Source organism: bacterium, assembly GCA_024742285.1.
In the GTDB taxonomy this organism is placed as follows: Bacteria; Myxococcota_A; UBA9160; order UBA9160; family UBA4427; genus UBA4427.
Genome location: JANSYR010000003.1, coordinates 16,138 through 39,961, shown reverse-complemented (window position 1 = coordinate 39,961; position 23,824 = coordinate 16,138). Strand labels below are relative to the sequence as shown.

Annotated in this window: 21 protein-coding genes; 7 read left to right on the top strand and 14 right to left on the bottom strand. The window is 68.5% G+C overall.

The annotated features are described in order from the left end of the window. Window positions 1–24: 24 nt before the first annotated feature. From NXI30_06665 to NXI30_06615, 11 genes are all read right to left on the bottom strand, one after another. Window positions 25–1,209: a cytochrome P450 gene (locus NXI30_06665; protein ID MCR9093878.1), complete on the bottom strand. Its 1,185-nt coding sequence runs from the start codon at window positions 1,207–1,209 to the stop codon at window positions 25–27. A gap of 125 nt (window positions 1,210–1,334) precedes the next feature. Further along, window positions 1,335–2,477 carry an LOG family protein gene (locus NXI30_06660; GenBank protein ID MCR9093877.1) on the bottom strand — a complete coding sequence of 381 codons (1,143 nt, stop codon included), beginning with the start codon at window positions 2,475–2,477 and terminating at the stop codon, window positions 1,335–1,337. Between the two features lie 47 nt (window positions 2,478–2,524). Next, window positions 2,525–2,971, bottom strand: coding sequence for a nuclear transport factor 2 family protein (locus NXI30_06655; protein MCR9093876.1), 447 nt, complete (start codon window positions 2,969–2,971; stop codon window positions 2,525–2,527). A gap of 42 nt (window positions 2,972–3,013) precedes the next feature. Next, the gene (locus NXI30_06650; GenBank protein ID MCR9093875.1) at window positions 3,014–3,268 is read right to left on the bottom strand and encodes a hypothetical protein; all 255 of its coding nucleotides are present in this window, start codon (window positions 3,266–3,268) and stop codon (window positions 3,014–3,016) included. A 100-nt stretch (window positions 3,269–3,368) separates the two neighbouring features. Then, complete coding sequence (locus NXI30_06645) at window positions 3,369–3,962, bottom strand: PqiC family protein (protein ID MCR9093874.1); 594 nt, start codon at window positions 3,960–3,962, stop codon at window positions 3,369–3,371. Continuing rightward, window positions 3,959–5,569, bottom strand: a complete 1,611-nt coding sequence (locus tag NXI30_06640) for an MlaD family protein (GenBank protein MCR9093873.1) — start codon at window positions 5,567–5,569, stop codon at window positions 3,959–3,961. The genes NXI30_06645 and NXI30_06640 overlap by 4 nt, the downstream gene beginning before the upstream one ends. After that, the gene (locus NXI30_06635; GenBank protein MCR9093872.1) at window positions 5,559–6,251 is read right to left on the bottom strand and encodes a paraquat-inducible protein A; all 693 of its coding nucleotides are present in this window, start codon (window positions 6,249–6,251) and stop codon (window positions 5,559–5,561) included. Before NXI30_06635 ends, NXI30_06640 begins: the two co-directional genes overlap by 11 nt. Beyond that, the gene (locus tag NXI30_06630; protein MCR9093871.1) at window positions 6,248–6,847 is read right to left on the bottom strand and encodes a paraquat-inducible protein A; all 600 of its coding nucleotides are present in this window, start codon (window positions 6,845–6,847) and stop codon (window positions 6,248–6,250) included. Before NXI30_06630 ends, NXI30_06635 begins: the two co-directional genes overlap by 4 nt. A 125-nt stretch (window positions 6,848–6,972) precedes the next feature. Next, window positions 6,973–7,842 carry an acetyltransferase gene (locus NXI30_06625; GenBank protein ID MCR9093870.1) on the bottom strand — a complete coding sequence of 290 codons (870 nt, stop codon included), beginning with the start codon at window positions 7,840–7,842 and terminating at the stop codon, window positions 6,973–6,975. A 13-nt stretch (window positions 7,843–7,855) separates the two neighbouring features. Further along, window positions 7,856–8,263: a TfoX/Sxy family protein gene (locus NXI30_06620; GenBank protein MCR9093869.1), complete on the bottom strand. Its 408-nt coding sequence runs from the start codon at window positions 8,261–8,263 to the stop codon at window positions 7,856–7,858. Continuing rightward, the gene (locus NXI30_06615) at window positions 8,263–9,579 is read right to left on the bottom strand and encodes a 4-hydroxybutyrate CoA-transferase (GenBank protein MCR9093868.1); all 1,317 of its coding nucleotides are present in this window, start codon (window positions 9,577–9,579) and stop codon (window positions 8,263–8,265) included. Before NXI30_06615 ends, NXI30_06620 begins: the two co-directional genes overlap by 1 nt. Window positions 9,580–9,695: 116 nt before the next feature. On the opposite strand from NXI30_06615, the gene NXI30_06610 reads away from it, so the two are divergent. Together NXI30_06610 and NXI30_06605 are read left to right on the top strand one after the other, a co-directional pair. Then, window positions 9,696–12,152, top strand: coding sequence for a glycerol-3-phosphate 1-O-acyltransferase (locus tag NXI30_06610; protein MCR9093867.1), 2,457 nt, complete (start codon window positions 9,696–9,698; stop codon window positions 12,150–12,152). A 75-nt stretch (window positions 12,153–12,227) separates the two neighbouring features. Then, on the top strand, window positions 12,228–12,686 hold the full coding sequence (locus tag NXI30_06605; GenBank protein ID MCR9093866.1) for a nuclear transport factor 2 family protein: 459 nt from the start codon (window positions 12,228–12,230) through the stop codon (window positions 12,684–12,686). A 92-nt stretch (window positions 12,687–12,778) separates the two neighbouring features. On the opposite strand, the gene NXI30_06600 is transcribed toward NXI30_06605, so the two are convergent. Then, complete coding sequence (locus tag NXI30_06600; protein ID MCR9093865.1) at window positions 12,779–13,975, bottom strand: sulfotransferase; 1,197 nt, start codon at window positions 13,973–13,975, stop codon at window positions 12,779–12,781. A gap of 165 nt (window positions 13,976–14,140) precedes the next feature. Between NXI30_06600 and NXI30_06595 the strand changes: the two genes are divergently transcribed. The 3 genes from NXI30_06595 to NXI30_06585 all read left to right on the top strand — a co-directional run bounded on the left by NXI30_06595 (window position 14,141) and on the right by NXI30_06585 (window position 17,869). Further along, window positions 14,141–15,511, top strand: coding sequence for a phosphotransferase family protein (locus tag NXI30_06595; GenBank protein MCR9093864.1), 1,371 nt, complete (start codon window positions 14,141–14,143; stop codon window positions 15,509–15,511). Between the two features lie 62 nt (window positions 15,512–15,573). Next, entirely contained in the window at window positions 15,574–16,374 is an 801-nt protein-coding gene (locus tag NXI30_06590) for an enoyl-CoA hydratase/isomerase family protein (GenBank protein ID MCR9093863.1), read from the top strand. Between the two features lie 160 nt (window positions 16,375–16,534). After that, window positions 16,535–17,869 carry an acyltransferase gene (locus NXI30_06585; protein MCR9093862.1) on the top strand — a complete coding sequence of 445 codons (1,335 nt, stop codon included), beginning with the start codon at window positions 16,535–16,537 and terminating at the stop codon, window positions 17,867–17,869. Between the two features lie 19 nt (window positions 17,870–17,888). Here the strand turns inward: NXI30_06585 and NXI30_06580 are convergent, their stop codons facing one another. Beyond that, complete coding sequence (locus tag NXI30_06580; protein ID MCR9093861.1) at window positions 17,889–19,460, bottom strand: sigma 54-interacting transcriptional regulator; 1,572 nt, start codon at window positions 19,458–19,460, stop codon at window positions 17,889–17,891. A 123-nt stretch (window positions 19,461–19,583) separates the two neighbouring features. Between NXI30_06580 and NXI30_06575 the strand changes: the two genes are divergently transcribed. Both NXI30_06575 and NXI30_06570 read left to right on the top strand, forming a co-directional pair. Continuing rightward, the gene (locus NXI30_06575) at window positions 19,584–21,131 is read left to right on the top strand and encodes an acetolactate synthase large subunit (GenBank protein MCR9093860.1); all 1,548 of its coding nucleotides are present in this window, start codon (window positions 19,584–19,586) and stop codon (window positions 21,129–21,131) included. 94 nt (window positions 21,132–21,225) lie between these two features. Beyond that, window positions 21,226–21,996 carry a hypothetical protein gene (locus NXI30_06570; GenBank protein MCR9093859.1) on the top strand — a complete coding sequence of 257 codons (771 nt, stop codon included), beginning with the start codon at window positions 21,226–21,228 and terminating at the stop codon, window positions 21,994–21,996. 2 nt (window positions 21,997–21,998) lie between these two features. Here the strand turns inward: NXI30_06570 and NXI30_06565 are convergent, their stop codons facing one another. Continuing rightward, window positions 21,999–23,762: a DUF3604 domain-containing protein gene (locus NXI30_06565; GenBank protein MCR9093858.1), complete on the bottom strand. Its 1,764-nt coding sequence runs from the start codon at window positions 23,760–23,762 to the stop codon at window positions 21,999–22,001. Window positions 23,763–23,824 lie beyond the last annotated feature (62 nt).

Genomic DNA, 23,824 nt, shown 5'->3' with positions numbered 1-23,824 from the left:
TTTCCCCTTGCGTCTCGGGTCGTGCTAGGCGCGCAGTCGGACCGGAAGGGTCCGGAGCCCGCGCGCGAAGGCCGGGCCGTTGATCGGGAGCGGACCCTCGGTCGCGCGCTCCATGTTCGGCCAGGTCTCGAGGATCTTCTGGAAGGCCAGCTTGAGCTCGAGGCGGGCGATGTTCGCGCCCATGCAGAAGTGGGTCCCGATTCCGAACGAAAGGTGCGGATTCGGGTCGCGCGTGATGTCGAAGGTCTGCGGATCATCGAACACGCGCTCGTCGCGGTTCGCCGCCGCGTACATCAGCAGGACCTGATCCCCCGCCTCGAGCGGCACGCCCTGGATCTCGAGGTCCTCGGTCACGGTCCGGCGCATGTTGAGGAGCGGCGTGACCCAGCGGATCATCTCCTCGATCGCGAGCGGCAGGCGCTCCGGCTCCCGCTTGAGGAGCTCGAACTGTTCGGGATGCTCGAGGAGCGCGAGGGTCCCGCCGGCGATCACGTGCCGGGTCGTGTCCGAGCCACCGTTCAGAAGGAGCAGCGACTCCGAAGCGATCAACGCATCGTCGCGGGCCGCGTCCCCGTCCTCGGCCTTCGAAATCATCTTCGAGAACCAGTCCTCGCCCAAGCCCTGTTCGCGTCGCTGGGCGACGACGCCCAGCGCTTCCTGGAAGTAGCCGGTCGCCGTGTTCATCATGTGCTCGTCGGCGTACTTGGGGCCGCCTCCCGCCGCCATCGTGACCTCGGCGATCTCCGCATAGCGGGGCCAGTCTTCGTCCCGGAGCCCGAGGGCCTCGACGATCACGCGAACCGGGAGCGGGATCGCGAACTCCTTGACCAGGTCGAACTCCGCCTGCCCTTCGAGGCGGTCAGCGAGATCGTCGACGATCCGCTGGATCCGATCGATGAACTGCTTGGCGCCTCGCGGCGTGATCTCCTTCTGGAAGATCCGCCGATAGGCGAGGTGCTTCGGGTCGTCGTTGTCGATCATGGAGCCCGAGCCGCTGATGTTCGGGCGCGAGCCCGAGCCGCTCGAGAAGCGCTTCGGATCGCGGGAGATCGCCACGATGTCCGCGTGGTGGGAGATCCCCCAGATCCCGTTGGTCTCGTCCCAGTAGACCGGCGCGTGCTCGCGCAGCCAGGTGTAGGTCGGCTGGGGGTCCCCTTCGTAGAGGGCGCGATCGAGCAGATCGATCGTTCGGGATTCGGCGGCGGACATCGGACGGGGCCTCGTTGGGTTGAACGTGCGGCGTGGAGCGAGCCGCGCGGGGCCCCCAATCCTAGGGCGCCGAGCCGCCCTCCGCTGCGGCCGGAGGGGCCGGCCGGAGGTGTTTCGAGAGGCGTCTATCCCTCGTCCTCGTACGCCTCTGCCGCCTCCTGTGCCTCGGGGAGCGGGGTCTCGAAGATCGCGACGCGGCGCGCGTCGTCCGGCGGCGCGATCTCTTCGGCGAAGCCGTTCACCCGGTCGATCAGCGCGCGCAGCAGCCCGACCTTCTTCCGATCGAAGTGGAGGCGCAATCGGGGAAGGTGGGTGAGCAGGCGATGCTCGTCGGCGTGGGCCTCGGCTCGCTCGATCCGGCCCGAGGCCAGGAGCGATCCGAACTCGTCGTTCAACACCTCGAGATGCGCGTCGTTCGGCGCTTCGTGGAGACGCAGGACCAGCTTGCCCTCGAGGTATCGGCTGGAGTGGTAGTTGCGGTAGAAGCCCTCGATCTCGGACACGGCCGCGTCGACCGAATCGGTGACGCGAAAGAGGTTCATGTCGTCGGCGTCGATCAGGCCGCGATCGCGGAGGTGGGTCTCGACGTAGTCCTTCCAGTCGTGCCAGTAGCGACCGCCGGGCGTATCGACGAAGACGATCGGGACGATCTCGCTCTTCCCGGTCTGCATCAGCGTCAGCGCCTCGAAGCCCTCGTCGTGGGTCCCGAAACCGCCCGGAAAGAGGGCGATCGCGTGCGCCTCCTTCACGAAGACGACTTTCCGCGTGAAGAAGTACCGGAAGTTGATCAGCTTCTCGTCGCCGGCGATCGTCTCGTTCGCGGTCTGCTCGAAGGGCAGCCGGATGTTGACGCCGAAGGAGGACTCGCGACCGGCGCCGCCCTGGGCCGCGCCCATGATCCCGTCTCCGGCGCCGGTGATGGCCATCCAGCCGTGGTGGGTCATCGCCTCCGCGAAGGCGTAGGCCTGCAGATAGTCGGGATGATCCGCCGGTGTCCGCGCGCTCCCGAAGACCGCGACCTTGCGGGTCTCGGCGTAGGGGCTGAACACGCGGAAGGCGTGGCGAAGCTCCTTGAGCGCGCTGTTCACGAGCTTCAGCTCGGCGCGGGACGTGCCGTCGCGGAGCAGATGGACGCCGGTCGTGACCAGCTGTCGGATCAGCTCGGCGTCGCCGGGATCCGTCTCCTCGCGAGAGGCGGCTTCGATCAGGTCGTCGATCCGCTCGTTCAGGTCGGAACGGCGGAGCTGATAACGGCGTCGCGGGGACATGGCGCGGGAGCATAGCGTCGCTCCCGCTCGAGACGCGGGGTGGCGTCCTACTTCAGCTTCTCGAGCATCGCCGCCATGTTGGCGTGGATCTTCTGGATCGCCTTGAGCGGCCGGATCATGACCTTGAACTCGATGATCCGGCCCTCGTCGTTCCAGGTGATCATGTCGACGCCGTTCACGAAGATGCCGTCGACCTCGGTCTCGAACTCGAGGACGGCATCGTGGGTCCCGACGACCTCGCGCACGTACCTGAACTTGCCGGACGTCTTCTCGCCGCCCTCACCGGCCCGACCCTCCTTCGCGTCTTCACCGGGGAAGACGTTGAAGGCCGCCATCAGGTACAGCTTCGTGACCGCCTTGCCCTTCTGAGGCGTATGCACGACCGGCGAGAGGAAGACCACGTCGTCGGCGAGAAGCGCGTCGAGGGTCTCTTCCTTCACGTCTCGGACGTGGGCATGCCAGGCTTCGACGCCGGACTTTGCGGGACCTTCCATGTGATGGGGCACTCCGGAGTCGGGTCCGCCGCGCGGGCGGGCTCAGAGGAATCGGCCGGGGACCGTGCAGGCGGCGGCGTAGGCCGTGAACGCGATGCTGCCGGCGATCAGGACGCCCGGCGTGGCCTCGGGAAAGATCATCTTGAGAATGATCGGCGCCACCACGAGGAGCGCCGCGAACGTGATCCAGGCGACGGGGCGCGACTTGATCTCCGAGACGAGACGCGCACCGAGGGACGGGCGTGCGTCGGCGCCACCCTCCTCTTCGATCTGCTGGGTCGTCCCGTCTTCCGTCATCGTGGCCTCCCGCGGCGCGCCCGGATGCCGTGCGCTACCTGGCCCAGTGTACCGGGCGTCGGCGCTCCCCCGCATGCAACCCGCGGTTGCCCGCCCGAGGTCAGTTCGGGAGCGCGGCGACGATCCGTTCGGCGAGCGCCGCGACCGCGGCATCGTGGGCCGCCACGATCGCGCGATTGCCCCCGCCTGCGACGGGGAACTCCGCTTCCATCACGTCGACGACAGGGGCCGCGCCCTTCGCGGTCGGGATCACCGCCCAGCGGATGCGAGCGCGGAGCACGTTTCCCTCGACGACGAAGTCATCGACGTGGAGCCGGATCCGGGCGTCGAAGGGAAAGGGCGCCTTCGAGGGACTCGCCGCGATCCGGATCGAGCCCGTGCGGCGGGCGAGATCGAGGGAGAGCGCGCGCAGGAAATTGTCTTCGAAGCCCCCGAGCCACCGCGCGAACTCGTCGAGCTCGATCTCCCCCTGCCCTTCGAGGCGGGCGAACTGGGGTCGGTCGAGATAGGCCGGGAGTCGCACCGGTCCGACGAGCAGCGCGATCTCCGGTGCGGCGTCCCCCGCCGGCCCGCTCGCCTGGGTGCCGAGCATGTAGTGCTCCGGGCTCGGGCTCCGTCCGAGACAGGCTGTCATCGCGAGGGCGAGGATCGCGAGTCCCGTCGTTCGCGCCATTCGCGAAACTTGCGTGATCATTCGCTCTTTCCTCTCAGCAGCTCTTCGGGGTGCTCTTCCAGTCGCTCGGCCATGATCCGGAGCGAATCCGCCGCCTCGGAGAGGTCCCCGACCAGCGACTCGATCTCGAGGGCCGTCGCCGATTCCGGCGAGATCAACGCGTCCGCCGACGACAACGTCTGCTCGAGCCGCTCGAGGGTGGCGGTCATCCCGGGCAGGAGATCGCTGTTCGCCGCCGCCGTGGCCTCTTCGATCGAGCCCATCGTGGCCGCCAGGCTCGCGAAGACCTGGTCGAGATTCGCGCCGATCGACTCGATCGGCAGCTGGTCGACGCGATCGACGATCCGCGCCACCCGCGTCGTGATCGCGTCGAGACCGCCGGTCGCGGTCGGCAGGATCGGATAGGCACGGCCGTAGACGACCGCTTGCTCGCGCGCCCCCTCGAGGAAGTCGAAGTCGACGGCCTTCTGGCCCGTCAGGATGTTGTTCGTGAGCAGTCGGGCGCGGAAGCCCTGGGAGACCATGCTCTCGAGCCGCTGGGTCGGATCCGCTTCGAGCTCTTCGACGGTGAGACCGAGTCGCTCAGGCTCGATCTCGATCACGACGGGAATGCGCATCTCGTTCGTCACGCGATCCAGCTCGACGTCGACGTCGAGGACTTCGCCGAGCTTGATCCCCCTGAACTCGACGGGTGAGCCCGGCACGAGTCCCGAGACCGAGTCCTCGAAGTAGAGCAGGTATCGCGTCTTGAGCGAGTAGCGGGGCATTCGCGTCGCCTGCTTGTTGGGATAGAGCTCGAAGACCATGTTCTCGGGCACGTCCTGCGCGACCGTTACCGTCGCCGGTGTCTCGAAGGCGATGCCCCCGACCAGCATGGCCATCATCGAAGGCGTGTCGATCTGGATGCCCTCGGCCGTCACGACGGCGTCGAGCCCGGAGGCGTTCCAGAAGCGCGTCGTCGATCGCACCCGCTCGTCGTGAGGCGCCTCGATGAAGACCTGGACGCTGACGGTCTCGCCCTGGTCGTCGAGCTGGTAGCCGGCGATCTGGCCGACCCGGATCCAGCGGTAGTAGACCGGCGAGCCCACGTCGACGGAGCCCAGCTCGGTCGCCCGGAGCTGGAAGAGCTTTCCCGCCTTGTCCGGACGGATGATCGGCGCCTTCTCGAGGCCCTCGAAGACGCGGGTGCGCTTGCCGTCCTGGGACGGCGCCATCCCGATGTACGCGCCGGAGAGGATGGTGTCGACCGCGGAGATCTCGCTCGCGGAGACTTCGGCCTTCACGACCCAGAAGCTGGTCTCGTCGGTGAGGTAACCGGCAAGCTCGTTGACCATGCTCGCGGTGACGTTCACCTGGGAGAGGTCCTCCATGAGCTCGACGGTCTCGACGATCCCGACGTCGACGTCCTTGTACTTGATGACCGTCGTCCCGGCGACGATCCCGTCGGCGCTGTCGAAGACGATCGTGATCGAGGGTCCCTGCTCGGACCAGGCCCAGAACGCGAGGTAGAGCCCGACGAAGGCGGCCACCGCCGGGATCAGCCAGACGATCGACGGCATCGACCGAGTGCGGACGATCGCGCGAGGCGCCTCGGGCCCCACGCTCTCCCCCGCCGGTTCATCTGCCATCGCCGCTCCCCTCCTCGATTCGATCCACGGGACCCCCGTCCGCAACCTCGTCCGTCGTCATCTGGTCCCAGATGAGCCGCGGGTCGAAGCTCTCCGCCGCGAGCATCGTGAGGACCACGACCGCGCCGAAATAGAACCCCCCGACCCGAGCCTCGACGTTGGCGAGAGAGCCCAGGTGGACGAGCGCGACGAGAATCGTCACCACGTACACGTCCACCATCGACCACCGGCCGACCTGCTCGACCACCCGATAGAGTCGCGCACGATCCCGCGGCCGCCACTGGCTCGCTCGCTGGACCGAGAGCGCGAGGTACCCGAGCGACACGATCTTGAGCACGGGGACGACCACGCTGGCGACGAAGACGATCACCGCGAGGGGCCAGGTCCCGTTGACCGCGAGATAGATCACGCCCGAGAGGATCGTGTCCGCCTGGGTCTGTCCCAGGGTCGTGACCTCCATGACCGGGAAGAGATTCGCCGGCACATAACAGATCGAAGCGGCGATCAGGAGCGCCCAGGTCCGCGACAGGCTGTTCGGCTTGCGGCGATGGAGCCCCGTTCGGCAGCGCGGGCAGGCCAGCCCCTCGGTCGGTCCCTCGGGCACGGAGACGACCAGATTGCACACGTGGCACTGCGCGTGCGGCCCGAAGGCGGCGGTCACCGGCGGTGCGGCTCCGCTCACTCGAGATCCCCGATCTCGCGCCAGACGAGCTCCGCGTCGAGGAAGGCCGTGCCGCCCGCCAGGATCGGAATCAGCAGCCCGAACGCCCAGAGCGCGATTCCCGGCACGATCTCCGCCATGTCCGAGAGCTTCACGACGGCGACGAAGATCCCGATCAGGAATACCTCCATCATGCTCCAGGGCCGGCATCGTTCGACCACCCGGAACGCCTCGACCGCGAAGGGCGCCGGATGGTGGAAATGAAGCGGAGCCAGCACGTAGAGCATGAAACCGATCTGCATCGCCGGCGCGAGGATCGTCGTCACGAGGACCAGCAGAGCGATCGCGTAGCGCCCGCTCTCCCACAGCGCCGCCGCGCCGGAGGCGAGGGTCGTCCGCGTCGTCTGTCCCTGCATCTCGAAGGAGAGGAAGGGGTAGGCGTTCGCGACGACGAAGAGGATCGCGGCGGCCGTCGTGAGGGCGAGGGTGATCTCGACGGTCGCGCGCTGGCGACGAAAGAGCGTTCCGCCGCAGCGCCGGCAGATCGCCGAGCCGCCGTCCGGCACTTCGGGCTCTTCGAGCACCGCGTCGCAGTGATGGCATCCGACCAGGGGCAAGACGTCCAGGGCTCCTCGGGAGACGATACTCCACTCGACCGCGGTGCCGTCCCCGCGGCCACGACGCCGTGAAAGTGCCACACCCAGGCGGTAGGCGGAACGGGCGTCACGCCACCGGGGGTCCGTCAGTCGTTCGCCGATCGGCTTTCGTACGCGGCGCGCGCCTTCTCGATCGCTTCGTCCTTGGCCTGCCATCGCTGGTCCAGCCACGCGCGCAGGGCATCGCGCCCCTGCGGCAACTCCGCCGCGGAGATGCGCTCCGCCCGGATCTCGATCTCCGAGAGCCGGCCGGTCAGGAAGGGCCAGAACGCCGGCGGCTCCGGCGAGACGATCGTGACGTCGATGACCGAGACGAGATCGCCCTCGAGCGCGCCCACCAGCGAGGCAAATCCGCCGACCCGCGGCGGCAGCAGGTGGCGATAGGATCCCCCGCGCGCCGCGATCTTCTCGGGGGTCGCCCGGGTCCCCTCGGCGAAGTTCGTGAGCGCCGCCGGCCGCCGCCGGACCGCCTCGCACGCCGCGTCGAGGGCCGCCGCGTCCGCCGCGCGGCGCTCGGATTCGCTCTGTCCTTCCTTCGCGGTTCGTCGGAGTAGAGGAAAGTCGAAGGCCCAGAAGATCACGCCGAAGATCGGCATGAGGGCGAGCTCCCGCTTCGTCAGGAACTTGAGAAGCGGCCCGCGTCGTGCGATCGCGCTCTGGAGCAGGAGGATGTCGGCCCACGACGAGTGATTGGAGAGGACGATGCAGAGCTCGTCGGCCGGGAGATCGAGGTCCGGATTCCGCCAGCGCGCTCCCATCACCCGACGAAGCCAGCCGTCGTGGATCGCGATCGCCCCGCGATAACAGGCGTCGAGGACCCGATCGATCGCACCGCGCAAGGGACCGGCCACGGCCTTCACGATTCCCAGCACGACGAGCAGAATCGCCCAGGACGTCAGGTTCACGGTGATGACCGTGATCGACGCGGCGCTCCTCGCATGATCGATCCATCCCATCCTCATGAGACGCCTAACGCTTCCGCGTTCCCTTCTTCGCCGCAGCCTTCTTCTTCTTCGCGGCGCGCTTCTTCGCAGCCTTCTTCTTCGCACTCTTCGGGGGAAGCGAGCGGGCATACGAGAGCGCGCGCTCGACCCAGGCCTCGAGATCTTCGTCCTCCGCGAAGCCGTCGGTCCCCACGTAGATCATCCCGCGGAGCGCGCGTCCGGTGAAGTCCATCTCGCGCGCGTGGGGTTCCGCCAGGCAGGCGTCGTAGGCCTCGGGACCGACGCGCAGCATCAGCTCGTCGCCGACGATTCCGCAGACCATGTGACCGCCGTGCAGGAAGCAGAGCCCGCCGAACATCTTCTTCTCGGCCACGCTGGAATCGTCTTCGAGGAGCTCCCGCAGGCGGTGGGCGAGACCTTCGTCGTAGGCCATCAGCCGAGCACCCCGCGCTTCGCGAGCTCCCGCGCCGCCGCGCGAAGCGTGTCGCGCTCGTCCGGGGCAGAGATCTCGGCGAGCGCCAGCGCGCGCTCGAAGACGGTCCGACCCGCCAGCTCCGCCGTGCCGTGCTCGGTGACCACGACATCGACCTGGTGACGGGGACTCGTCACGATCGATCCCGGCGTCAGCTGGGCGACGATCCGCGACTGCGCCTTGCCATCGACCCGCGCGGTCGAGGGCAGGCAGAGCAGAGATCGTCCTTCCGCGATCCGTCCGGCGCCGGCGAGAAAGTCCTCGTGCCCGCCGATCCCCGAGTGCTGCACGCCGTCGAGCGAATCCGCCACGACCTGGCCCAGCAGATCGATCGTGAGCGCCCCGTTGATCGAGATCATGTCGCGATTGCGGGCGATGACGGCGGGGTCGTTCACGATGTCGGCGGGGAGGAAGCGGACCGCGTCGTTCCCGTCGAGCCAGTCGTAGAGCGAACGATCGCCCATCGCGAAGGTCGTGATCGAGACGCCGTCGTAGACGCCCTTCTCGTTCGCGACGCGCCCCGCCTCGTGCAGATGCATCAGCCCCGTCGTGAACATCTCGCTGTGCACGCCGTAGTCGCCCCCGGATCCTTCGGCGAGGACCGCGACGACGGCGTTCGGAATTCCCCCGATCCCGGTCTGCAGGGTCGCGCCCGGCGGGATGAACGCGACGACGTGCTCGGCGATCGCCTGCTCGACCGGGCCCACGGGCTTGTCCGGCAGCTCCGTCGGACTGGCTTTCCCCTCGATCCAGACGTCGACCTCCTCGAGGGAGATCCCGTGCGGATGATCCGGTTCGAGTCCGAGGGTTCGCGGAAAGTGTGGACTGGTCTCGACGACGAGCAGGCGTTCGGGATCACGGGCCGCGGCATGGATCTCGTCGACGGTCGCGCCTGCGTGGAGCGAGAGGGAGACACGTCCGTCGGCGTCGGGTGTCGAGGCCGCGGTCGCCACGACCCGCGGCGCGAAGCGCTCGGCGATCTCGGCGAAGCGCCGAAAGTCGGCGGGCACGAACTCGATCGCGTGCCCCGCCGCGCGGCGCGCGCGCGCCGCGGGCCCGAAGAAGCCCGAGCGCATCCGCACGCCGGGCTGCGCGAAGACCGGAAAGAGATCCACCAGCAAGGCGCCGAAGACCGCGAGGTCCTCCCAGTCCTGGCGCTCGCCGAGCGCGTGGAGAAAGTCCTTCGGCTGACCGGGACCGAGCGGGATGCCCAGGCGATCGACGGGGCGAAGCAGATTTGCGGCTTCGGCGGCAGACACGGAACGAGGTGCGCTCATCGCTTCGATGATCCCCGACGTGCGCGGAATCGCAATCCGGAGCGCGAGCCCCGCGGCGCCTCCGCCCGAGCCCACACGAGGGCGCGTTCCCGAGACGTTCCCGGTAGACTGGGGCGATGGGCAACCCCGACCCGCCGCCGCAGGATTCGCCTCCGTCGGACGGATGGAGCGGCCCCGACCCGGCGTGGCCCGACGTCGGGCCCGGCGAGCGGGTGGTCTTCCTGGTCGACGCGTCGAGCCGCCTCGAGCGCCGCATGCTCGAACGCTGGATCGAGGCGAATCGCCCCGGAGACTTCCCCGCCGAGCGAATCGAGACGATCGCGATCCCCCCGTCGCGCCGTGGGCGCCGTTCGCGACTCGCCCCGGCGCTCGAAGCGACCCTCGCCTCCCCGGGTGATCCGACGATGGCCCCGCTCCGCGTGATCTGGCGTGGCGCGCTTCGCGAGGACGGGCGACGCACGCCGAGCCTGCTCTCGCTACTGACGATCGGGGACCCTCGTGATCCGTCCTGGCTGCGCCAACTCTTCGTGCGGTGGCGCTCGCCGGACCGCTGCGTGATCGTCGCCGCCGAGCCCGCAACCCGCGCAAACCTCCACGGCCGTTGGCGGGGCGCCGCCGGAAACGGACCGGCGGAGACGGCGGGTTTCGCGGAGTTCGTCGCCCAGAAGGCGGCCCTCGCCCTCGAGCGGGCCGAGCGACGTGTTCGTGGCGCCCGCTACAAGGTCCCCCGACTGGTCCACGAGGAACTCCTCTTCCGACCGGCGTTCCGGGGCGGACTCGACCGGCTCGTCTCGATCCAACGCGCCGAAGGCAAGACCGACGCCTCCCGGACGGCGCTCGCCGCCGAGGCCGCGAGCGACCTGCGCGAGATCGCCGCGACCCACAGTCGCTTCGTGATCGACCTCGTCATCTCCATCATCCGCTGGCTCTACACGCGGGGCTACGACGAAGAGCTCGCCTACTCCGACGAACAGATGCGCGGAATCGCCGCCCTCGAAGAGCGACACCCCGTGGTGTTCCTCCCGACCCACAAGCACAACCTCGACCACCTCGTCCTCCAGTACGCCCTCCACGAGCACGGCCTGCCGCCGAACCACACTGCGGGCGGCATCAACATGAACTTCTTCCCGGTCGGTCAGCTGGTTCGTCGGGCCGGCGTGTTCTTCATCCGGCGAACCTTCAAGGACGACGACGTGTACAAGCACGTCCTCTCCCACTACATCGACTACCTGATCGAGAAGCGCTTCCCGCTCGAGTGGTACATCGAGGGCGGACGCTCCAGATCCGGCAAGCTCCTTCCCCCGCGCTACGGCCTCCTCGCGAACGTCGTCGACGCCTATCGCCGAGGCAAGAGCGACGACGTCTACCTCGTGCCGGTCTCGATCGCGTACGACCAGATCCAGGGCCTCGGGAGCTACGTCGACGAGCAACGCGGCGGCGAGAAGCAGGCGGAGAGCTTCGGCTGGTTCGTCGGGATGGTCCGGCAGATGAGAAGGCGCTACGGACGGATCCACCTCGCCTTCGGCGATCCCGTCTCGCTCCGCCAGCAGCTCGGAGACGTCGGAGCCGAGCTCGCGCCCGGCGAGCGCTACGACCTCGAGAAGCTCGCCTTCGAAGTCTGCGTCCGCATCAATCGGGTCACGCCCATCACCCCGACTTCCCTCGTCACCCTCGCGCTCCTGGGCACGACCGGTCAGGCGCTCACCGTCGAAGGTACGCGCCGCTCCCTCGAGAACCTGCTCGAGAACGTGCGACTGCGGGGCCTCCCCTCGACCGCGGACCTCGAGCACCTGAAGGAGGACACGGGCGTCGCAGCGACCCTCGACGCGCTCGTCGAGAACGACGTCGTGACGCGATTCGACGAAGGGCTCGATCCGGTCTTCGGAATCGCCGACGACCAGCAGCTCTCCGCCGCCTACTACCGGAACACGATCGTGCACTTCTTCGTTTCCGGCGCGATCGCCGAGCTCGCTCTCCTCCACGCGATCGAAGGCGATCGCAACGACGTGCTGACACGCTTCTGGGACGAGGTCATGCGACTGCGCGACCTGCTCAAGTTCGAGTTCTTCTTTCCCGAGAAGGACGCGTTCCGCGAGGAGATCCGCGGGACCGTCGAGCTGAACCACCGCGCCTGGGAGAAACGGATCGCCGAGTACGAGCTCGACCCCGAGGACATGATCCGGCGAGCGCGTCCCTACCTGGCCCATCGCATCCTGCGCCCCTTCCTCGAGAGCTATCGGGTGGTCGCCGACCAGCTGGCGAATCTCGCACCCGAGACGCCCTTCGACGAGAAGCGGTTCCTCAAGGACTGCCTTGGTCTCGGTCGGCAGTACGAGCTCCAGCAACGCATCCACGCCGCGGACTCGGTCTCGAAAGCGCTCTTCCAGACGGCGCTCCGCCTGGCGGCGAACCGCGGCCTCCTCGAGGCCGCCCCCGAGGACGGCGAGCCCGCCGCACGAGAACGCCTCGCGCAGGCGCGACGCGAGTTCGCGGACGAGGTGGCCGACGCCGTGCGACGGGTCGACATCATCGTCGCCCTCGCGGCCCAGCGACGCGCCGGATTCGTCTCCTGACACGCGCTCCCGGGCGGGCCGATCGTGGCGGACCGCCGTGATAGACTCGACGCCCCGAATGAAGGAGCCCCCCCGATGTCCGACGCCGCCCTCCGCGCGATCCTGGATCGCGCCGAAATCGAAGAGCTGCTCTACCGCTACGCGGAGATGGTCGACCAGAAGGATTGGAAGCAGATGGATCGCATTTTCGCCCTCGAAGCGACCATCGACTACCGGTCGAGCGGGGGCGTGTCCGGCCCGTTCCGCGAGACCCTGGCCTGGCTCGCCCGCGCCCTCGAGACCTGGCCGCTCAACCTGCACGTCGTGAGCAACGTCCTGATCGAGATCGACGGCGACCGCGCGACGTCGCGTTGCTATTTCCATTCGCCGATGGGCCGCAACGTTTCGGAAGGCGCGCAGCTCGTCATCACGAACTCCGGCCGCTACCTCGACGAGCTCGTCCGGACGAGCGACGGATGGCGGATCGTCGCACGCGTCTGCGAGCAGACGATCATGCAGGGCTCGCTGCCCGAGGGCTACGAGATCCCGAGCTAGGCCGAGACGCCTTCGTCTCGCCCGCCCCCGCCGAGTGCCCGCAGGCGGAAGATGAGGCGGAGGCAACCCGCCGAGCGCCCGCAGGCGGAGGACTAGAGCCGCGGCTCGATGAAGGTCTTGCGGTACTCGGCGAAGTCGGCCTTGATGCCTTCTTCGGAGAGTCCGTACTCCTCGAGGGTGTACTCGTGGGGCGGTCGCTTCTCGCGCGGATTGTCCGCGCGCCACTGCTCCATGCCCGCGCGCGCCTCGTCGGTCATCTCGATCCCGAACTGTTCGTAGACGCGGGTGAGCTCCTCGATCGGCGTCTTGAGCGCGTCGAGGAACCAGAGGTCGGCGAATCGGCTCGCGTCGTAGCGCTTGCGCGCCTCCATGCAGCGATTCGTCGACCAGGCCATCCGGTCCTTCCACTGGTTCCCGGCCTGGGCCATCTGCGCAGGCGACGGATCGCCGTAGAGCGCCCAGTAGGACCCGTTCATCGACGCCGCCGAGGCGACGGTTTCGACGGGGTCGCGGTGGGTCAGGATCACGTTCGCTCCTTCGAAGGTCTCGAAGAGCGTGTCGATGAAGCCCAGGTGGTTCGGCGCCTTGAGGACCCAGCGCTCGCGGACGTTGCCTCGCTGGCGCTTCTGCCACTGGAGCGACTGGATCAGCTTCTTCAGGTAGCGGTAGCTCGGCGTCCAGTCCTGCTCGCTGATCCAGCTCCGGTAGGTGGGGATGTTGCAGAACGCCTCGGGCACGTAGGAGAGGAAGGAGTGCTCGAGGAGCATGATCTCTTCGTCGGGCGCGAGGGCATCCCAGGGATGAATCGACTTCTGGCGCGGGTCGGCCTCGAGGATCGCGGCCACCTCGGCTTCGGCGATCGGGATCCGCGGGTCGGGCTGGCTCCAGTCCGTGTCGGCGTGGGGCGCGGGGAAGCGCGTCTCCCACCACATGCAGGCGTGGTTGCGGGGATCACTCGCGATGATCCGCTGGAGCATCGTCGTCCCGGTTCGCGCCTGACCGATCACGACGATCGGGGCGCCGATCTCCTCGTCGAGGATCTCGGGATGGCGGTCGATCCAGTGCTGGATCCGGAGCCGCGTCTCGAGGCTCTCGATGATCCGGGTGCGAAGGATCTGGCGACCGAGGTCGTTGAGCGGGGCCTCCTCGCGGAGGGACCACGTCAGCTTCTCCATCGCCGGGCGGAACTCGTCGGGTCCGAAATCCGAGAGCCCCGCGCTCGACTGGGCCTCCGCCAACAGCTCGGCGTCCTGGAAGGCGGCCTGATTCTCGGCGGATCCACTGCTCATCGTTCGCGACTCCTGGGGCGGGTTCAGCGGTCCCTTCCGGGGACCGCGGCGACGGGGGCGGCGAAGGTAGGAGCTTCGAAGGGCACGTTCAAACACCCGAAATCGAAGCGGAGAACACCACAGGTCGAGGTATGCGAGAATGATCGATCCACCCGGGAGACCTCCATGACGGAAACGATCGAAGGTGCCGAACTCGAGTCGATGGAAGCGCGAACGGAGAAGGTCGTACGCTGGATCGAAGAGAACGTGGGGGGGCACGTCGTCCACATCGACCCGCAGGCGCGGTGGCGCCCGGTCTGGTTCGCGGAGGTCGAACGCGGCGACGAGAAGCTCTCGCTCTGCGTGCGCGGGGACCGGCTCGACTGCATGCACGGCTTTCCTCTCGAGAACGAGATGAAGTTCCAGGCGTTGCTCCACGACGCCGGCATTCCCGTCGCGAAGGTCCACGGCTGGTGCGACGACCCGCGCGCCTACGTGATGGATCGCGTCCACGGCGTCGAACACTTCCAGCAGGCGAGCGACGAAGAGCGCGACCGCGTGATGCGCCACTACATGGAGTTGCTCGCGAAGATCCATGCCCTGCCGATCGACCGCTTCGTGGAGGCGGGCCTGCTCCGCGCCGAGACCCCGGCGGAGTCCGGCTGGATCGGGATGCAGACCTACTGGGACGCGTATCGGGCCGCGAAGAAGCGACCGGACCCGCTCCTCGAGTTCTGCTTCGCCTGGCTCCGGCGCAATCCGATCGGCGGTGCGGTGCGCGAGACGCCGATCGTCTGGGACTCCGGCCAGCTGATGCACCGGAACGGACGCGTCGAGGCGGTGATCGATCTCGAGCTCGCGCACCTCGGCGATCCGATGATGGATCTCGCGGGCTTCCGCATGCGAACGAGCGTCCTGAACTACGGCGACTTCGAAGCGCTCTACGACCACTATGCCGAGCACGGCGGGCAGACGGTGGATCGCCGCGCGATCCAGTACCACCACTTCTGCTTCACCCTGTCCAACCAGCTCGCCTTCCACGACGCCCTCGCCGAGCCGCCGCCCGGCTCGGACTACATGACGAACATGCAGTGGTGCGCGGAGACCAACATCTACGCGATGGAGGCTCTGGGCGAGATCCTCGGGATCGAGCTCACGCCGCCGCCGATGCCCGAAGCGCGGATCTCGACCGGCGCCGTCGGCCACGAGCACCTCATCCGCTGGCTCCGCCACTTCGAAGCGCCGGACGAGTACACGCAGCACCAGTTCCGCATCTTCTTCCGGCTCGCGCGGCACCTGCAGCGGACGGACGAGATCGGTGCGGCGATCGATGCCGCGAACCTCGACGACCTCGAGCCGCTGCTGGGCTTCCGGCCGGCGACCTGGCAGGAGGGCGATGCCGCCCTCGAGCGCTTCGTCCAGGGGGACGACGGGTCTCACGACGAAGCACTGGTCCACCTTTTCCACGCCCGGACGTGGCGCTACCTCATGCTGTGCGGCCCCGAAGGCTCGGCCATCGCCCGCCACAACCCGATCCCGGACTTCCGGGTCGACTGATCGCGATCGCGCCTCGACCCCGCCGTCGGATTCCGCGCGATCGCCCCTTCGTCGGAGAGCTCATGCCGAAGATCGAATACCCCGCCTACGAGCTGATCGAAGTCGATGTCGACGCCGACACGCACGTCGGTCAGCTGACGATGAACGTGCCGAAGAAGCTCAACGCGCTCGGTGTCGAGATTCTGCGCGAGATGCTGGACGCGGTGAACCGGTTGAACGCCGACCCTGCCGTGCGCGTCGTGATCCTGACCGGAGCGGGCCGCGCCTTCTCGGCGGGGGCCGACCTCACGATGGGCGCGACGGGAACGGGCGTCAGTGATCACCTCCAGCAGGACCACCGCCCGGTCCTCGAAGCGATCCTGCGCGCCCCGAAGCCGTGGATCAGCGCGATCAACGGCGCCTGTGCCGGCGTCGGCAGCGCCTACGGCATGATCTGCGACCTGACCGTCATGGCCGAGGACGCCTACATCTACCAGGCCTTCGCCGGGATCGGCCTGATCCCCGACGGCGGCGCCACCTGGCTCCTCGCGAACGCCCTCGGCCGCAAGCGCGCCTACGAGATCATCGCGACCGGAGAGAAGGTCGCCGCCGGGAAATGCCTGGAGTGGGGGCTCTGCAATCGCGTCGTGCCGAGCGATGCGCTGCTGCCCGAGACCCGGGCGTGGGCGGAGGAGCTCGCCCAGCGCGCCCCGCTCTCGCTCCGCTACGCCAAGGCATCCCTCCACACGGCGATCAACAGCGACTACGGCCCGGCGTACGACCGCGAGGTCGAGCTCCAATCCCTCGCCGGCAGCAGCCACGACTCCCAGGAAGCGATCAAGGCGTTCCGGGAGAAGCGAACACCGACGTTCGAGGGGCGATAGACCGGACATCTGATGTCTAGAGACAGACATCCGATGTATTTTGGGAATGCGTTCGCATTGATGTGACGTCTCGATAAATCCCTGAATTTGCTCACTTTTTGACCTTGGCACGGACCGTGCTCTTCCTGTTCTCGTCCCACGAGAAACGGAGAGCCCGACCATGTCCTTCGCGACCGAACTCTGGCACCAGGCCGCCCACGTGGCCCACGCCACCCCCGATACCCGCAACCGCTACGTCGACTTCCTGCGCGCCGCCTCGATCACCGTCGTGATCCTGGGCCACTGGCTCGTCGCGGCGCCCTACCTCCCGGATGCGGGCGCCCTGGTCGCCGGCAACATGCTCGAGATCGCGCCCTGGACCCGGTGGCTCACCCTCGCCGTCCAGGTCATGCCGATCTTCTTCCTCGTCGGCGGCTACGCGAACCACACCGCCTGGACCGCCGCCGTCGAGCGGGGCACGCCCTACCCGCGCTGGCTCGCCGGCCGCTTCCAGCGCTTGATCGCCCCGGTGATTCCCGTCCTGCTCGCCTGGGTCGCGATCGCCGGGATCGCGCCCTTCGCCGGCGCGGATCCCGCACTGATGGGCCTGCTCTCCCAGGCGGCGCTCGTGCCGACGTGGTTCCTCGCGGTCTACGTGATGGTCGGCGTCCTCGTGCCGATCACCTACCGCGCCTGGATCCGATACGGCTTTCGCTCGTTCTGGGCGCTCGTCGCCGGCGCCACGCTGACCGACGTCGTCTCCTTCTCCACGGGCCACCGCACGCTCGGCCTCGTCAACTACTTCTTCGTCTGGCTCGCGATCCACCAGCTCGGCTACGCGTGGCGCGAGGGCCGCTTCGAGAAGAGACTCGCCTGGTTCGCCGGCGGTGCGCTCGCGACCGCGCTCCTCGTCACCTTCGGCCCCTACCCCCTGGCCATGGTCGGCTTCCCGGGCATGGAGGTCTCGAATACGTCGCCGCCGACCCTCGCCCTCCTGACGCTCGGGATCGCCCAGTCCGGGCTCGTTCTGGCCGCAGAGCCCTACGCCCGGCGCGTCCTGGATCACGCGAAGGTCTGGACGACGACCGTCCTCGTGAATGGCCTGATCATGTCCGTCTATCTCTGGCACATGACGGCGATGATCGCGGTCTACGCCGGGCTCTACCTGGCAGGGACGGGACTCGACCTGCTTCCGAACTCGGCGGACTGGTGGACGTCTCGCCCGCTCTACCTGCTGGCCTTCACCCTCTTTCTCTTCCCGCTCGCGCTCCTGGTACAGCGCTTCGAGAAGCCGGTCGCGGACCTGGTCACGTACTCGCGACGACGCCTGGTCGCGGCAGCGACCCTGGTCTGTGCCGGCCTCGCCATGATCAGCGCGCAGGGCGTCGCGTCCGGAGACGGCCTCCGGATCCTGCCGAATCTGCTGCCCTTCTACGGCGCGGGGCTGGCGGGGATCGGCCCGCTCAAGATCCTCGCGACGATGGGTCTCTCCGGGACGGAGAAGAACGCCGACTAGCATCGGGGCTGGTCGGTGTTCACCCCTCGGCCCGGAGTTCCTCCAGGAGCTCCGGGTCGAGCTTCGCCTTCACGGTCCGGCGATCGAGCCCGAGCACCCGGGCCGCCGCTTCGTAGGAGCCCTGCTTCGCGTAGACGCGGGTGGTGTAGTCGCGTAGAAGCGCTTCCGCGCTGGCCTCGCCGGCCAGGAGCATCGGCGCAACGCCGGACGCCGCGAGGCGCTCCCCCGCGTCGCGTCGTCGCGGTGGCGCGTAGGAGCCCTGGACGAGGACGCTCCGTACGCACTGCTCGAGCTCACGGACGTTGCCCGGCCAGGCGTAGTCGGCGGGCAGTCCACTCCGGACGAAGCCGAGCACTTCCTTCGCGAGGCCATCGCCTTCTTCCTCACTTCCCGCGATCCGGACGGCGATCACCTGGGTCAGCTGCTCGAAGGCACCGTCGTCCGCCTCGATCTGGGCGCGCAGGGTCGGCATCTCGATCACGTTCGCACACAGGCGGTAGTAGAGGTCCTCACGGAAGGTCCCGTCTTCGATCCCCTGCTCGAGGTCGGCGTTGGTCGCGGCGACGATCTTGCCCTCGAAGCGACGCTCGATCGTCTCGCCGATCCGCTGGAACGTGCGGCTCTGGAGCACCCGTAGGAGCTTGACCTGGATCCCGGGATCGAGGTCCCCGATCTCGTCGAGGAAGATCGTGCCGAAGGGACCACTCCCTTCGAGCCAACCCGCGCGGTCCTCGACGGCCCCGGTGAAGGCGCCCTTGCGGTGGCCGAAGACCTCGGACTCGATCAACGAGGACGACAGCGCGGCGAGGTTGACCGCCTGGTAGCCGTCCGCGAAGTCGGCGACGAAGCATGCACGCTCCGGATCGAGCGGGATGTAGCGGGAGAGGCCGATCGCGCGGGCGACGAGCTCCTTGCCGGTCCCCGACTCGCCGAGCACGAGCGCCGGGATGTCTCCCATCCGACCGTAGAGACTGCGGCGGTAGCGCTCGACGTCGTGTGTGAAGACCGCGCGCCAGACCTTGCCGCGCAGCTCCGCGATCGGCATCGACCCACCGTAGATCTGCGTGAAGACGTGGTGGAACGCGCGCCGGATCTGAAAGCCCCAGGCGAGAACGTGGGGCGCGTTGGTCTCCTCCGGGAACTCGACGCCGGGGATCTCGAAGAAGTGGGAGAAGTCCGACGCGTAGCGCCCGTAGAAGCCGAGCTTCCGGGTCGCGGGGCGGCCCTTCTCACGATCGTGGATGATCCGGGTGAGGTCGGGCGAGTAGCGGTAGAAGAGGAGGTAGCGGACGAAGCCCTCGTAGAGAGCGAGCTCCTCACGAGACGGACGCGCTCCTTCGACCAGCCGGGACCGGAGGTCCTCGGCCATGCCTTCGGCGAGCTCCTTCAGGCGGAGAACGTTCGGGTTCAAGCCCTCGACGTCGCCGTCCATGTGCCACACCGCGGTGTAGGCCGTGAAGCCGTCACCGAGGGCGAGGCGCTCCTGGTCGATCCGATCCGGTGCGAACGGGTTCGACGTCGCCATCCGCGTGACGGCTTCGAGGATCTCCCGCTCCCGATCGCTGACGAAAGCGGAGCTGCGCGCGGCCAAGCCTTCCCTCCCCGAAGCGTACGGCCCGAAGAACTCCCGGTCTCGTTAGCGCGCTTCGCCTCCCGACGCACGAAAGTGGGCCCCGGCGCTAGGCTCTCCCGTCCCCATCCGAGAGGATTCTCCATGAACGGTGCCGAAAGCCTGCTCCGGTCCCTCGTCGCCGGCGGCGTCGAGGTCTGCTTCACGAACCCCGGCACGTCGGAGATGCACTTCGTCGCCGCGCTCGACCGCGTCCCGGGGATGCGCGCCGTACTCGGACTCCAGGAGAACGTGGTCACCGGCGCCGCCGACGGCTACGGGCGCATGGCGGACAAGCCCGCCTCGACGCTCCTCCATCTCGGCCCCGGCCTCGCCAACGGTCTCGCGAACCTCCACAACGCGAGACGCGCGCACACGCCGATCGTGAACGTCGTCGGCGACCACGCCGTCGATCACACCCACCTCGACGCGCCGCTCACCTCCGACGTCGAGGCGGTCGCCGCCCCCTTCTCCCACTGGGTCCGCACCTCGAAGTCCTCGCGCGCCGTCGGCCGGGACGCGGCCCAGGCGGTCGCCGCAGCACGAACTCATCCCGGCCGGATCGCGTCGCTCATCCTGCCGGCGGACGCGAGCTGGAACGAGCCCGGCGTTCCCGCGCAGGCGCTCCCGGTTCCGGCGCCGACGAGCGCGCCGGACGAGACGATCGAGGAAGTCGCGACGCGCCTGCGCGAGAGCGAGCGGCCCGCACTGCTCATGAGCGGGAAGGCCCTGCGCGGCCGCGCCCTCGAGCTTGCGGCGGCCATCGGCCGGGCGACCGGCGCCCGCGTCGTCTCGGACACCTTCTACGGACGTCTCGAGCGCGGCGGGGATCGCGCGGTGATCGAACGCCTGCCGTACTTTCCGGAGCAGGCGGCGGAGGCGATCGCCGACGTGACGGATCTCGTCCTCGTCCACACGAAGGCGCCGGTCGGGTTCTTCGCCTACCCGGACAAGCCGAGCGTCCTGACCGCGCCGACCACTCGCGTCTCGACCCTCGCCGAGCTCGAGGAGGACGCGGAGGGCGCGCTCGAGGCCCTCGCCGATCGGTTGGGGGTCGGTCCGATCGAGCCCGGCGCGTTCCGCTCGACGGACCCGCTTCCCGGCATGCCCGAGGGCGACCTGAATCCGTTCACCCTCGCCCAGGCGGTGGCGGCGACGATGCGCGAGAACACGATCGTCGTGGACGAAGGGGCGACCGGCGGGTTCTTCGCCCTCCCGATCACCGCGAGCGCGCCCGCCCACGACTGGCTCTCGCTGACCGGCGGCGCGATCGGCTTCGGCATGCCGAGCGCGATCGGTGCGGCGATCGCGTGCCCCGGTCGACCGGTGCTCAACCTGCAGGCGGACGGCTCGGCGATGTACACGGTCCAATCGCTCTGGACGCAGGCGCGGGAGAGCCTCGACGTCACGACGGTGATCCTCGCGAACCGGAGCTACGGCATCCTCAACGCCGAGCTCGAACGAACCGGAGCCGCGCCGAGCAAGGAAGCCGAGAAGCTCTTCGATCTCACCGGCCCGGAGCTCGACTTCGTCTCCCTCGCGCGGGGGATGGGCGTTCCGGCCGAGCGCGTGACCGATGCAGGCGCGATGGGCAAGGCGCTCGCCCGGGCCTACGCCACGCCCGGGCCGAACCTGATCGAGGCGATTCTCTGACCCGAATCGTGGGCGACGGGACGGATTCCGTCCTGGGTCGATCTGCTCAAGGGCTGCTTCCGGCGTTCCGATGAGCAGTGCAGGTGATCTGCCCATGACAACCGTCGCTCCGATCGTCGTCTTCCTCTTCTTCCTCGCGCCCGCCGTGCGCTTACTGCGGCTCGCCTCGCGAACCCGACGAGCGCCCGAGCTCTGGGGCGGTCTCTACTTCCTGGGTGCCTCCTTCGGGATCTCCCTCCGCGTGTTCGGCGCGGGCATGCAGTTCGAGATGCCCGACCTGGCCGTCCTCACGAACTCGATCGGCCATGCGAGCCTCGCGACCGGCACCTGCGCGATGGCGTTCTTCACCCAGCGCGTCTTCCATCCCGAGAGCGGGTTCGCCCGGGCCTTCGCCTGGAGCGTCGTCATTGCGATCGCGGCGACGACCGTCTGGACCTTCGCCGGCGACCATGCGATGGCCGAGGACTCCGCAGCCGTGATCGCCACGAACTCCTTCCGGATCGTCCCGACCGGCTGGGCCTTCTTCGAGTCCTTCCGCTACTGGCGCTCCATGAAGAAGCGGGAACGCCTCGGCCTCTCCGATCCGGTCGTCACCAACCGCTTCCTGCTGTGGTCGATCTGGACCCTGGGCGTCTCGCTGCTGCCGGCCGTCGCCCTCGTCATCCGCCTCGTGGCGATGGTCGTCCTCGGCGATCTCGAGAATCCCGCCGAAGCCCAGACGACCTACCAGCCGCAGGTCATGGCCTTCGTCCGCGCCCTCTTCCTCGTCGTCGTCCCCGCCTCGGTCGTCGCCCTGATGCTCGCCTTCTTCCCTCCCAGGCCCTACCTCGATCGGATCCGCGCGAAGGCCACCAACGAAGCCTGAGCCTACGGTGCGTCCGGCGTGTACCAGATGGGCGAGGTGTACGCGCGCTCCTGGTGTGCGCTGCGCATTCCTGCGATGGGCTTTCCGTAGCGAGCGGCGTCGATCGCGTTCCAGCGCGGGGTCGGCACCTCGAGCACGCGCAGGTAGTAGAACGCGAGTCGCTCCGGGTCGAAGTCGGGGTCGCGCCAGACGGTGGCGATCTCGCTGACACCGGCGATCGGATCCTCGGCGACGATCACGTCGTACACGCGCTCCTCGGCCCGGTCGTTCTCGCCGACCCAGCCCTTCACGACTTGCACGCGCTGAAGATTCGCGCCGACGGCGTCCTTCGCCGCGAGGACCAGGAAGCTCGGCGCGTCGTCCCGCGACCGTGCGGGAAGGTCCCCACCCATCGGCACGCCCTTCACGTAGCCCGCCCGCGCCGCGCGGCTCGAGCGCGCGTCGACCTCGCTGAAGCGCCAACCGCCGAAGAAGCGGACGTTCATCCGCGGCCCGGTCGTGGCGAAGACCTCGCCCCGGCGCATCGCGTCGAAGATCGCCTCCCGGCTGTGCTCCGTCGCCCAGACGCCGGCGTAGCCCGCGGCCGCCTGCTCCCAGTTCATCGTGTCCGCCGCGTCTTCCGGAACGGCGCGGATGAACGGGCCGAGCATCCGATCGCTGCCCGGCGGCATGTTCGCGGTCTTCCCCCAGTAGTCGTCCTCGTCGGCGGTCGCGAGGGACGTGTGGGCGTCGGTGCTGCCGATCAGGGCGAAGCGGAAGGGATTCACGCCGAGCGCCGTCTGGAGCAGGAGCCCGTTCTTGAGCGCGGCCCGCGCGTAGCTGCCCTCGTGCATCGAGGGCTCGGTCTTCGCGAGACCGAAGATGTTCGTCTCGTCCCAGGTCTCGTAGTCGGCGAACTCGTCGTCCGGCGAGAGGAAGGGATGGGCCTCGCTGTCGCCCTTGATCTGCGTCACCTCGACGACGGGCTCGTAGCGCTGGCGCGCCTTGGCATAGGCCTTCGAGAAGGGCTGCCCACGGGAGTCCTCGACGGCGAACATGCGCCCGTTCGAGAGATTCGAGTTGTGGGGGATCGCGAAGGCCTGGCCGCCGGTGTCGCGCTCGTAGCGGGCGAGGAAGGCCCAGAGATCTTCCGGGGCCATGCTGTGCACGGCGGAGAAGGGAAGGATCTGCTTCGTCCTCTCCGGGCCGTCGCGGAAGAGCACGTTGCGGTGGAGGTTGTCTCCGCCCGGCGTCGAGCCCCACTCGTAGCCGGCGATCGAGACGAATCGACCGGGCTCGTTGTTGCGCTCGGCGATGTCGATCACGTCGTCCCAGACGAGCCGCTGGAGCTTCTCGTCCGAGACGAGCGGATCACCGTCCAGGGCCCGATTCAGGGCCGTGATGCTCTCCGGACCGAAGATCGGATTCTCGTCGATCAGCTTCTTGATGACGCGCGCCGTCTTGGTCTCGGAGACGGCGGGATGGTCCTCGCGGATCATCTTGAACACGCCCATGTACTCGGCGTGATCCGAGACGACGAGGAAATCGAGGGGGCGTTCGAGCTGGGCGGTCTGCCCCGCCCCGGTCCGGATCGCCTCGCCCTTCGCGAAGCGATAGGCCGCGTCGGGCCCGAGGGTGAAGTTGTTGAAGAGGTTCGCGTCGAGGGAGTACGCGCTGTGGACATGGGTGTCGCCCCAGTAGAGCTCGGTCGGCACGTCTTCCTGCGCACCGATCGGACACGACGAGAGCGTCAGGAACCAGGCCACCACGAATCCGATCGCTCGCATCTCCACCTCCTCGCCCCGATCTCGCGCGAGCGGGAAGGGGGACCGACAAGGCTAGGGGGGCG